This window comes from Pontibacter pudoricolor (genome assembly GCF_010092985.1).
GTDB classification, from domain to species: domain Bacteria; phylum Bacteroidota; class Bacteroidia; order Cytophagales; family Hymenobacteraceae; genus Pontibacter; species Pontibacter pudoricolor.
Map to the genome: position 1 here is coordinate 1660415 of NZ_CP048106.1, position 12308 is coordinate 1672722.

Below are 12308 nucleotides of genomic sequence, written 5' to 3' on the forward strand. Positions count from 1 at the left end.
TTCTGCAAGCCTCCTCAAACTATAAACTTTCAGCCCCGGCTGTACAACAGCTATATAAAGTAAAGCCCCGGAAGACAGAATCAACCGGGGCTTTAAAACTGTACTAAAGGTAGAGCTTAGTACAGGTAATTAAGAGCAGTTTTATCGTTTGCGTTAAAGTAACGGTTCACACCAGAACCGATACAAGCCAGCATCCATGAGTTTGGATCAGCACCTGTTGGTGTGCCCGGGATATGGATGGCGCCTACTGTAGAAGCACCTTCGTTGTAGTAAGAACCACCGCAAGAATATGCACGGTTCATGTAGTCTGTGTGGCGGAAACCAATGCAGTGACCAATTTCATGGGCAAGGATTGTAGCCAGGTAATTTGTACCAGGGTTCGAGCCAAGGTAATCTGAGTTAACCTGTACTCTGTTGTAAGGATTACCACCTGAAGGGAAACCAGCCGACGCCAGGTAAGAGGAACCTGATGGTGCTTTTGTGATCAGGATGTTATAACCTGAGGATACACGCTGGAACTTCAGGCGAAGGTTTTCTGCATTGTAACGACGGATAGCCTCATCAACAGCTGTAACATACGAAGAAGGAAGGCTGGTAGAAACAGCTACATAAATAGTACGGGACGTACTAACGCTAACCAGGTTAGAAGTGCGGTACTGTTCAGCTTCGCCAACGCGCAGGGCCTGCACCAAAGTAGTCTGGTTCAGATCTTTGTCAGTAAGCAGGATGTCACCTTCTACCAGGTAGCCGCCTTCTACTTTCTGTACATTATCTTTGCTAAAGCCAAGCTGCGAAATTCTGGACAGAGCCATTTCCGAAGCTTCGTTTGCAGCTACCGCTGTTTCTTCTTTCTGCTCGCAAGACGAGAACAAAAGTGTCGCCACCATAGCAGGCAGCAGGAGTAAATTTTTAATTTTCATGTGTTTAAGGTGTTAAAGTGAAACATATATTAAAAGTGAAACAAATTCCGGTTGCTCCACCTCTGGCAAAACTATAGGTATGTTTAAAGCAATAAGTCGCTTTATAGTACAGCCGTAGCTACCTAAGTTCCGGTTGTATAGCCGGGTAACCGCAGGTTGATAAACTGCCAACTATAAGTTTTCTACATACCAAACTTATTTCTATTAATTAGTATAATAAAGGAAGGTTTTAGTATTAAAGTAACATGCAGCCGGCTATACTTTCAGCACCCTGTAACCTGTGTTATGGCAAAGAAGGAATACCTTTTAGCACCGCATTTTCAAGTGCACCGCAACTTACACCAATTCAGATATTTAGCTAAACAACACGCCCTTCAGTAGTTGATGTGGATTTAATAACAAAAGCTCAAAAAACCTGCTACAAACAATGTTACACCACTGATAATCAACAGATAAATTGTTATAACTCCAGTTAATGGGAAGAAACACTATAGAAAGTAACATCTGGCCAAAAGCATATCCAATCATTTTTTTATGAGGTGTCTCTTTTCTTACCCATGAAACCAGCAGCTATGGCTTTTGCCTACCTGTTTCGCCACCCATTTCACGATTTACTTTTTTATGATTCTAAACAGGCTGGTCTCCTCAGAGCTCCATTTTCTGTTTACCTTTTCCGGGTACTGCCAAACTATAGCCGCTTGCCTGAACATTGCTAAATAATTTCCTTTGCCCGGGTTTATGGTTTCGGAGGAATTGTGTAGTATTAGGTACCTTTTACATGTATCCTTATGTTTACCTTTTTCCGCCGGCCATTTGTGCTGATCGTCCTGCTTATAGTGCTGGTTGCTTCCGCTTTTTTCTTTCTTACACCTGATGCGGCACGTTCCTCCTCGGTACAGCCTGAACAGGAAGAAACTATAGTTGCAGTTAATGATACTGCCGATACAATACCTGTTTCTGAAACCGTACCTGTTAGTGACCTCCCTGCGGATGCTGAAACTATGCTGGCGCGTAAACAGGTACCCATTTTATGTTACCACCAGCTTCGTAACTGGCGTCCGCGCGATTCTGAAATGGCAAGGACCTACATTGTGGAAGAAGAGAATTTCAGGAACCAGATAAAAATGCTGGCCGACAGCGGCTATCACTCCATCCTCCCCGACCAGCTCTACGACTACCTGCTGCACAACAAACCGCTGCCCGAAAAGCCTGTTATGTTTACTTTTGACGACACAAACCTGGACCATTATACCGTTGCCGCTCCGGTGTTAGAAACGTATGGTTTTAAGGGAGTGTTTTTTGTAATGACAGTATCGCTGGGGCGGCCAAACTACATGACCAAAGCGCAGGTAAAGGAATTGTCAGATGCCGGCCACGTAATAGGCTCGCACACCTGGGATCATCAGAATGTAAAAAAATACACGGAAAAAGACTGGCCAACGCAAATAGAAAAACCATCGCGACAGCTGGAAGAAATAACCGGTAAGCCTACTGAATACTTTGCCTACCCTTTCGGCTTTTGGAATGAGGCCGCTATTCCTGAACTCAAAAAGAGAAATATAAAAGCAGCTTTCCAGCTTGCCACCTCCAGAGACGCAAACGAACCACTTTACACAATTCGCCGCATTATAGCCAGTGGGTACTGGTCACCAAAGCAACTGCATAAAAGCTTGATAAATAGTTTCCAGGATGGGAAATAAGGGTAGGTTACAGTGTAATGATCAGCTTAATCCAACCACACCGTCATCTCCTCAGCGCCACGCTCGCTACCTTCGAAATCGCTTCCCGGTAGCCTAAGGCAGGGGACTTTCAGGCCTTTGCTATAGTTGGAGTTATAGTTTGTTTTATGGTTTTACCCCTTCCCAGCCTTCCCCTTTAAAAGAGGACTCCTTCCCCCAGAACAGGGGAAGGAGTTTGATTTATGCTATAATCTTGATTGTAGTTCTATAGTTCATATTGCTGGCGCGAGCGCCCCCGCTCGTGACTTACGATGGTGTTGAGTCTCCCGACTCAACTGGCCCGCCAGGGACAAGGAATTGTCTGAACCGGGATTAAGTGAGATTTGGAGGATTTTTGGGATAAAGGTTATTGCTATAGTTGATGTTTTCGTTTTATAGTTGTGGTTTTAACCCACCCCTACCCCTCCGAGGAGGGGAATTTCAGCTGTTGCTATAGTTAGATGAATTGTTCTATAGCTACTGCCCACGAACAGGACTGGTCGCGACCTGTCCCTGCGGAACTATAGCCACGATAATGCGATGCAACTATAGTTTCTCCAAGCAACTATAAAGTTAGCTATCGAACTGATCGCAGTCTTTGGGTTGAGCGCCTTTGATTTGTTGCGGTGCCGCCAGGCAACCCGAGGTACGAGGGTAGCAAGAAAGCAGCAGCGCGATGCCCTTATCGAGGGCCCCTACCCCCAAGACGGGGCTTCCCGGCCGTGAGGGCACCAAAGCTAGCTATAGAACTATAGGTAAGTAGAGCTCCCAGGATTAGAAGTAACTATGAAAGAAAGGCTTAGTTCGAATAGCAGAGTGGCAAACTATAGAATCCAGATTTCTCCTGCTGTCGAAATGACAAAAGAGAACTATAAGACACATAAGCCCCTTCGGCTAACGACCAGGACCTTAGCAACATGCAACATTACCTTAACGCTTTACATAATAAGGGAAATTAGCTGTTGCAACGTTGCCGTCTCCATCATACAAATAGACAAACAACCTATAAGCACCCTCCTGTTTAGGAGTAAGAGCGATCTTGTGGCCATCTATCTGCTGTAATACGCCTTTTACAGGCGCCGGCTTTTTTTCTTTTCCAACATTGCCATCAGCGGGTTCAGTTTCGGGCAGCACTTCCCACTGCAGGCTGAGCGGCTTTCCTTCAGGGTCGAAGGCATAAATACTGGCTGTTGCCGGTTCACCTGGCTTCAGGTAAACGTTATCAATCGCATGCTTATCGTTCAAGGTTAAGTAAGCTACATACGGAGCCTCGTTTTTGTCGCTTTTCTTTCCGGTCCATAGTTCCTGCATTACATGTACCAGTTGCGTCTCTTCACCAGTGTCGGCGATAAGGCTGAACCACGTGGGTGTTTTTTCCTGTTTGCTGCCCCACATAAATACATAACTACCCAGGCATTGACCGGTATCTGCTGCAACAGTGCGCTCATAACGTTCCTTACTGTAGGTTGCTTTCTCAGAGCTGGTCTGCTCAATTGGAGCCAGCCACTCAGTATAAAAAGCTTCCCAGTAACCACGTGCGCCAAATTCCGAAATAATGTACGGTCCTTTCCAGTCGGTTTTAGCCAGCTCTTCTCGCAGGTTGTGCATTGCCCCGAAAGAGTTAATAGAAAGCACATCCAACGCAGGGCAGCGCTCCGCTATCAGGTTTACATCTTTCAGGGGTACGTTCATTACAGTGGTGGTAGTGGGGTGGTTTGGATCCAGTTCATGAATCATTTCGGCAATTCCGTTCACAGCATCCCACACTTTTACATTTGCACTTTGGGAGTATAGTTCGTTGCCAATTCCCCACATCAGTAAAGCCGGATGATCTTTATATTTGAGTACGATCTTCCGGATCTCCTCCTTTTGCAGGGCAACCATTTTTTTGTCATAGTAATTAAAGCCGTCAACTTCTCTCGGCAACCATAAGCCCAGTGTTACTGTCAGCCCATTGTCATGCGCTTCATTTAATATGCGTTCAGCTTCGTCGGTGTGCCATACCCGTATCGAATTACCTCCATATGCTTTTACCCGGTCGAAATACTGGTAACCGGCTGCGCCTTTTATAAAATAAGGCTTGCCGTGGCGGTACAGCTTATAGTTTCCATCGGAGCCTACAATTTCGACGGTGCGTCCTTTAGAGGCATAAGTACGTTCTGTAGCAGTACCTGAACTACAGCCAGCAATACCGAATATAACAAAAATTGTATAGATTATAACACAAGAGCGATACAAGGGCATTTTTAAAGTTATTTGTAGATCCGGCAGTTGAAAAATCTGCCTTAAGAGAACATATACGCCAGAATACGAGTATAGCAGACGTAGGTTAATTTAATTATCCGAATATTTCGATTCCCGAACAAGCAAACTCAAGCACCTTACACCCTGATAGAGTAACATTATGCTTACGGCACCTCTACACCATACTGTACCCCCAAATTAAAACAGCCGGCCCCGCAGGACGTCAGAACAATCCGGTTCATGATCGTGCTTGGACTTTTCTGTATGGCAACTTTCCTGTATTGGTTTATAGATAAAGAACATATTGGTTATGCGCCGCTTTTCTGGCTACTGACAACGGCCCTTGGCTTTAAACTACTGCGCACCCTGCACGAGTGGTATCATTACTTTTCGGTTAGCGTACCCAAGCGCCCTAAGCTGCAAACCCCTTTTACCGTAGATGTTTTTACAACAGCATGCCCCGGCGAGCCGCATAGTATGATCATTGAAACGCTGGAGGCCATACAGAACATCCGTTACCCGCATACTACTTACCTCTGCGACGAAGGCGATGACCCCGTGCTGAAGGCGGCTTGCCAGCGGCTTGGTGTAAAGCATATTACCCGAACTATAAAAGTAAACGCCAAGGCCGGTAACGTAAACAATGCCCTGCAATATGCCACAGGAGACATCTGCCTGATACTGGACCCCGACCACGTGCCTGCACCGGAATTTTTAGACGAAGTGCTGCCTTTTTTCGAGAACCCTGAAATTGGTTTTGTGCAGGTAGTGCAGGCCTATAGCAACCGCAAGGAAAGCCTGGTAGCTTACGGAGCAGCTGAGCAGACCTATAGTTTTTATGGCCCTATGATGATGGGAATGAACAGCTACGGTACTGTGCAGGCCATCGGGGCGAACTGTACGTTCCGGCGTAAGGCCCTGGATAGCATAGGCGGCCATGCTGCCGGTTTGGCCGAAGACATGCACACCGCCATGCAACTGCATGCAAAAGGCTGGAAATCGGTGTATGTACCCAAAATTTTAACGCGCGGACTGGTACCAGCCACACTGGCTGCTTACTATAAACAGCAGATAAAATGGGCACGCGGCACCTTCGAACTACTATTTGCTGTCTATCCGAAACTGTTCAGCAAATTTACCTGGCGCCAGAAGATCCATTACTTCTCGTTGCCGCTGTATTACCTGTTTGGCGTTTTTAACCTGGTTGATTTTGCCATTCCTATCCTGGCGCTGGTGCTGTACGAGTTTCCGTGGTATGTGCCACTAGGCGATTTTGTGCTGATGTTTGCGCCGTTCTTCTGTATTTCCATTTGTATCCGGCACTTTGCGCAGCGCTGGTTCCACGAGACAAATGAGAACGGCTTCCATATGTTTGGCGGCATTCTGCGGACGGGCACCTGGTGGATTTTTACCCTGGGGCTAATCTATTCTATACTTCGCATTAAAGTACCGTATATACCAACCCCTAAAGACGACAAGCCAAAGAATAACTTATGGCTTAGCCTGCCAAACATTGTCATCTGCGGCCTTAGTATCTGGGCCATATACTTTAGCCAGCATTTGTATGGTCATATGCTGGACAACCCTTACCTGCAAATGATGGCTGGTTTTGCGCTGGTAAATGTGGCTATAGTTGGTAGCATCGTTGTGCTGGGTCAGGAAAAGCTTATGAATTCGATCAGGACCGGTATCATACAAGCACCAGTATTACAGCCGGTTTTAATGCCAGTCAGGTTATTTATCTGGCGCACCCGTCATAGTTTTTATGGCAGTATCCGGTACTTTGCCCTAACGCTAACTATACTGGCTGCTATTATTGCATCTGGCTTTTTAATGGAGGAGTATAACTATACAAACATCTTTGACAACGAGGATCAGGTTGAAGCCAAAAGAGAAAAGATCGAAGTAAAAGACAGCTTAGTTATTCATCCGGTGATTTACAAAATCGATAAGCAGTAAGTCTCCGCTATAATTTAAATTTAAGGTCTCACCTATAGCCTATAATCAAGCTATAGCTGAGACCTTATCTTTTTTACAGTCCTTCATAATTACCGGAGTATAACTAAATTTTTATAGTTTAATTTATAGATTTACAGTGCAATAGCATTCATCTATACTTCAAGCCTATGAGAACAACTGTACTTACTTTCTGGTTAATCTTCTTCTGGTTAATCTTTGCGCTTCACTTGCCCTTAATAGCACAGGACCACGATTATAAGCTAAAATCCATTATGGGTCAGTCCCTGAGTTGGCCATTGGACTTTGCAATAGATAATAATGATAACATCTATGTAGCTGATAACTTATCCTTAAAGATTTTTAATAACGGAGGTCAGATTTTAAAAGAACATGTTTTTAATGATGGGAAAACGAAATATGGCTACTCCGGTGTAACTGTTGCTGCTGATAGTAAAGGTCACTTTTACGTTATCAGGGGAGATAGCAAGGTTTATAAATATACCATTGATGGCGATATTGTTATGTCCTTTGGAGGATTGGGTACTGCACCTGGACTTTTCAAAAGCCCTTCAGATATAGAATTAGATAATCTTGGTAATATATACGTTGCCGACACCGATAATCACCGAATACAGAAATTTGATAGCAATGGTAACTTGCTTCAAATCATCGGTAGCTTTGGTTATGAGAAAGGGAAACTTTACGAACCTCGGCAGATAAAGATTGATTCTAATTTTAACATCTATATCGCAGAACGTAACCGATTTCAAAGATTTAATCCTGACGGAAGTCAGGACATAATGATCGACTATGAAGGTCCGAGTGGTATTGCAATTGACTCAGTAGGAAATTTTTATCTTTCGTATTGGGGGAGGTACTATGTTAAAAAATTTGACACGAATGGAGTACTCTTGAATACATATTTTAGCAAAGGTTCTGCCGAAGGTTACATCTATGGAGTAAATACACGACTTGCGTTTGACTCTAAGGGCAATTTCTATATTATGGAAGATGATCATAGCTCACTACATAATAGAATACAGAAGTTAAGTCCGGATATGAAACCAATTTCATCTTTTGGCAATACTGGTAGAGGAATGAGAAGTCAAGTAGAACCCGGCTTCCAGATGGAGTTTGATTTTGAAGGTAATTTTTATAGTGTAAGCGAAGATAAAGTTAAATTTTTCAACAAAAATGGGGACTTTATTTTAAGCTTTGGATGGGTAGGAGATAAAGACATATTTAACTCATATCGAATAAGGGACATTGCGTTAGATAAATATGGTGATGTTTATATACTCACTTCTGATACTAAGGGTACAGTGCACAAGTTCTCACCTACAGGTAACTATATAGCGAGCTTCCACCAAACTCCCATAGATCCTGAATCAAACTTTTTACCAACTAGGCTCTTTTTCGATAGAGGAAATAATATGTACCTGTTGCAGGATGCTAAGTGCTATAAATTCAACCATGAACAAAAACTAATATCGAAATTTACTTTTGAAGTGCCCTACAATGAATACGGCCTTTTATACCCTATTAAAGATATACTTGTGGATGATACTGGTCTTATCCATATGGCGCATAACTCATATATTAAAACTTTTACACCTGAAGGAAAATTAATTCGCCAGTTTAAAGCTTTAGATAAAGCACCCGAAAAGTGGGAGTTAATTTCATCTTTTGCTCTGGATAATAAGGGTTTCGTTTACGTAGTTGATCAGTTGACCATCAGAAAATTTAGTAAAGATGGAAATCTTGTAGCAACTATACCTGGTAATCGTGGTTATAATGTCTCACTTAATTCCAAAATAAGTGTTAGGCCAGACGGATCAGAGATTAGAGTAGGTCTTAATAGTGATGGTTTTCTAAAAACGGTTAAGATTTATCAAAATGGTATTGTACCAGTTACGAATATTTTATCTGGTACAATCTATAATGATGCAAACAGCAATTGCATAAAGGAGGATGAGCCTGGTCTTGAAGGAACAGTTATTGAGGTGCAGCCAGGACCATATTATGTTAGGAGTAATAAAGATGGCCGGTTTTCTGTTGAAGTTGGGGTTGGAGAGTACAATATCAAACAGATTATTCGAAGCGTTCCTGGACGTGAAATAGAACAAATTTGCCCAAGTAATTCTCAAACCCACAAAGTAGCCTTTTCATCAGCAGGAAATATTAAAGCAGACATCAACTTCGGCAATAAAGTAACCCTCTCCCCTTACCTAACCACCAGCGTATCTTCTACGCGCCGTCGTCGTTGTTTCGAAAGCACCACCAAAATAACTTACGCCAACGCAGGGTATGCCCCGGCCGAGAATGCCAAAGTATACCTACAACTTCCAAAAGAAATAGAACTGTTATCAGCAGATAAACCCTACACAAAACAGTCAAATAATACTTATGTGTTTGACGTAGGTACTGTTGCGCCCGGCGAAACCAGAACTATAACTATACAGGACAAAGTAACTTGCGGCGATGAAAGCGTTCGTGGCCTGACGGTATGCACCAGAGCATGGATATCGACAGGCAAACTTCCTGAAAAACCAATTGCTACGGTAACCGGAGAATGCGATCCTGCTACAGGCAGAGTTCGTTTTGTTATCCACAACACCGGCCCGCAAGACATGGAAACAGGTAAGCTTTTCAGGATATACAGAGACGGTAAATTATCGACGGTAGAGCAATACAAACTGGCTGGCGGCGATAGTCTTGTACTATGGATACCTGCCGTTGGTAAAACCCTACGCCTGGAAGCTGAGCAGCCGGATGGAAACGGCGATAATACGCTGGCAAGCGCAACGATAGAAGGTTGCCAGGCAGGTGGAAGCAACACGCCTATCAGTACGGGTTTTGTAAATGCCCTGCCACCGGATGAAGAAGAGGCTGAAGCAGCAGAAGAATGCCTGCTTATTACAGACTCTTATGACCCGAACGACAAGCAGGTAACTCCTACTGGCCTCACCTCCGAAAACTATACACCAACCGGTGTGGCGCTCACCTATAAGATCCGTTTCCAGAACACCGGTACAGATGTGGCTTACCGTGTTGTTGTGGTGGATACTTTGTCAGAAAACCTGGATATCAGCACGCTGCAAATGGGATCTGCATCGCATAACTATAGATTTGATGTAACCGGCAAAGGCAGCCCTGTTCTCACCTGGACCTTCGACAACATTATGCTGCCAGACAGCAACAGAAACGAACCGGGCAGCCACGGCTATATCCAGTTCAGTATTAAACCTAAGGCGGACCTGCCAGAGAAAACTTTAGTGGAGAACTTTGCAGATATCTTCTTTGACTTTAACTCGCCAGTTCGCACCAACATTACCACAAACCGCATTTACGACATGCCGGAAGTTATAAGCGAAGCAGACAGACTAGAAGCAGATGATGTTATCGCAACCCCAGGCATTATTGGTTTTACACCGGAAAGCGGCAAGTTTGGGGCAGAAGTTATCATTAATGGCAAAAAGTTCGCTAACGAGCCGGCACTGAATAAGGTATACTTTAATGATTTACCGGCAACTATAGTTTCGGCTACTGAAACAGAGTTAAAAGTTATAGTACCGGCCAATGCCACCTCGGGTAATTTAAAGATCCAGACAAACGATGGCGTAGCGCAAAGCACCGATGGTTTTGAAGTGTATCAGCCTCCTGTTGTCAGTGCTTTCTCACCGAAAGAAGGTATTTCAGGAACTACCGTAACCCTGGAAGGCAGCCATTTAACTGAAGCATGGCTGCAAACTATAAAACTGGGAAATCAGGTTTGTGAGATCATCAGCAGAGAAGGTAATAAGGTAGTTGTAAAAGTACCGCAAGGCGCTGTAACAGGTACGTTTGAAGCCATTAGCAAAGGCGGCGAAGCAAAGACGATTGATGCCTTTGTAGTATGGCACCAGCCGGCTATAACTAACCTGAGCAAAACCACAGATAAAGCTGGCGCAACTATAGAGATCGCAGGTGCTAACTTTGCCTCTGCTCCTGAACGAAACACTGTAAAGTTTGGAACCGTGCCGGCCAGGGTGTTGCAGGCAACTGCAACTGTATTAAAAGTACAGGTACCAAAAGGTGCCGAAGATGGTCGGGTAACTATAGAAACGCCAGGCGGCATAGCAGAAAGCACTGTTCATTTCACTTTTATTCCGGCGCCTGAAGTACTTGCCTTTACCCCTGCTATTGGCACTGTTGGCACTGATGTTGTGCTAACCGGAAAGCACTTTTTGACACTCGGAAAACCTGATACTATTACGTTTAACGGCCAGAAGGCGGTAGTGCTGGAAGCCACTCCTACGCTGCTTAAAGTAAGGGTACCGCGTGGGGCAAGCTCGGGTAAAATAAAGGTAGCCGGTGTTGGAGGTTATGCTGTAACAGCTGATGAGTTCAGAATTGAAGAGCTTAGCCCGGAACAGGCCATTGAAGTTTACCCGAACCCGACTACCGGCAACTTCACCATCCGGTTTATACACGCTGATTTCGAAGTGCAGCAGGTGCAGTTGTTCTCGACTTTGGGGCAGTTGGTTTATTCAGAAAAAGTAAACAGCCCGAGACCTGATCAACTGGAAATAAAGCTGGCTACTCCTAAACCAGGTATGTATATGCTGCATATAAAAACCGAACGTGGACTGGTTATCAAAAAACTGAATGTGCTGTAACAATAGTTAAATGACAAAAAAAGAGACGCTTTCAGGCGTCTCTTTTTTTGTGATCTACAGTTTGCTGAACACTTCTTTTTGCAGGTAATTTTTGTTATTTGCAGGCTGGGCCGGTGTTGTAGCTGTATATTGCCGGACCTCCTGCGTGGTCAGGTTAATTTGCCAGATAGCAGGATATTGTTGTTGCCCCAGGCTGTCCTGCACCAGGCCTACCACTACTACTTCATTTTCCGAGCGCCACCAGCCATCATCGAACTGGCAGGGAGTGCCACAAAACATCAGGCGGGTTTTCTCCCCTTTTGCAGGATCAACTATGGCTACTTCGCTATCCGGCGAATCAGCAGTAATTTCCGGCTTCTTCAACCTTCTTTTCCTGAATACCCGTTCATAACTATAAATATCCAATACTTTGCTTTTATCCGGAGATGGGATGAACAGTTTCGGGTATTCTTTCTGTAGTTCATGCCAGTTCGTTGCAACCGGGAAAGTCAGCAGGTCGGTTTCCCAGACCTCGCGCAATACAAAGAGCGAATCTGCTGCCCTGTCATCTATTTTGTAAAAAGAAAACCAGTCGCTCAGTTCCTGTTTTGTATCCTGCACCAGTGAGATCCGCTTCTGTTCTTCCTCTGCTACCCCAGATTGCTTATTCACCGTTTGCTCCTTTTCATCCTGTCCCTGGCAACCCACCAGCCATACAAAAAGCAAACTATAGCCAAGCCACCTGGTTAAATTCATACATGCACCCATTTTGTAAAGTATATCTGTAAGCAGATACGCACAGATTGAGTACATGTATGAAAACATAGTTG

The 12308-nt window shown here is 44.3% G+C and carries 7 protein-coding genes and 1 pseudogene; 5 read left to right on the forward strand and 3 right to left on the reverse strand.

The window, feature by feature from the left end; genetic code table 11:
- Window positions 1-116 precede the first annotated feature (116 nt).
- Window positions 117-920, reverse strand: a complete 804-nt coding sequence (locus GSQ66_RS07140) for a M57 family metalloprotease (RefSeq protein ID WP_162426830.1) — start codon at window positions 918-920, stop codon at window positions 117-119.
- 557 nt (window positions 921-1477) lie between these two features.
- Here GSQ66_RS07140 and GSQ66_RS07145 point away from each other — a divergent pair.
- Together GSQ66_RS07145 and GSQ66_RS07150 are read left to right on the forward strand one after the other, a co-directional pair.
- Window positions 1478-1636: a hypothetical protein gene (locus tag GSQ66_RS07145; protein ID WP_162426831.1), complete on the forward strand. Its 159-nt coding sequence runs from the start codon at window positions 1478-1480 to the stop codon at window positions 1634-1636.
- Between the two features lie 72 nt (window positions 1637-1708).
- Window positions 1709-2620, forward strand: a complete 912-nt coding sequence (locus GSQ66_RS07150) for a polysaccharide deacetylase family protein (protein ID WP_162426832.1) — start codon at window positions 1709-1711, stop codon at window positions 2618-2620.
- 948 nt (window positions 2621-3568) lie between these two features.
- On the opposite strand, the gene GSQ66_RS07155 is transcribed toward GSQ66_RS07150, so the two are convergent.
- Window positions 3569-4882 (reverse strand): glycoside hydrolase family 2 TIM barrel-domain containing protein, encoded by a 1314-nt coding sequence (locus tag GSQ66_RS07155; RefSeq protein WP_162426833.1) that lies wholly within the window; start codon window positions 4880-4882, stop codon window positions 3569-3571.
- Between the two features lie 240 nt (window positions 4883-5122).
- Here GSQ66_RS07155 and GSQ66_RS07160 point away from each other — a divergent pair, with 240 nt between their 5' ends.
- From GSQ66_RS07160 to GSQ66_RS07165, 3 genes and pseudogenes are all read left to right on the forward strand, one after another.
- Window positions 5123-6841, forward strand: a complete 1719-nt coding sequence (locus GSQ66_RS07160) for a glycosyltransferase family 2 protein (RefSeq protein WP_162426834.1) — start codon at window positions 5123-5125, stop codon at window positions 6839-6841.
- A 521-nt stretch (window positions 6842-7362) separates the two neighbouring features.
- Window positions 7363-7443, forward strand: a pseudogene (locus GSQ66_RS19225) (hypothetical protein); the annotation flags it as partial.
- 495 nt (window positions 7444-7938) lie between these two features.
- Window positions 7939-11499, forward strand: a complete 3561-nt coding sequence (locus tag GSQ66_RS07165) for a DUF7619 domain-containing protein (RefSeq protein ID WP_238395855.1) — start codon at window positions 7939-7941, stop codon at window positions 11497-11499.
- Between the two features lie 54 nt (window positions 11500-11553).
- On the opposite strand, the gene GSQ66_RS07170 is transcribed toward GSQ66_RS07165, so the two are convergent.
- Window positions 11554-12291, reverse strand: coding sequence for a hypothetical protein (locus GSQ66_RS07170; RefSeq protein WP_162426836.1), 738 nt, complete (start codon window positions 12289-12291; stop codon window positions 11554-11556).
- Window positions 12292-12308 lie beyond the last annotated feature (17 nt).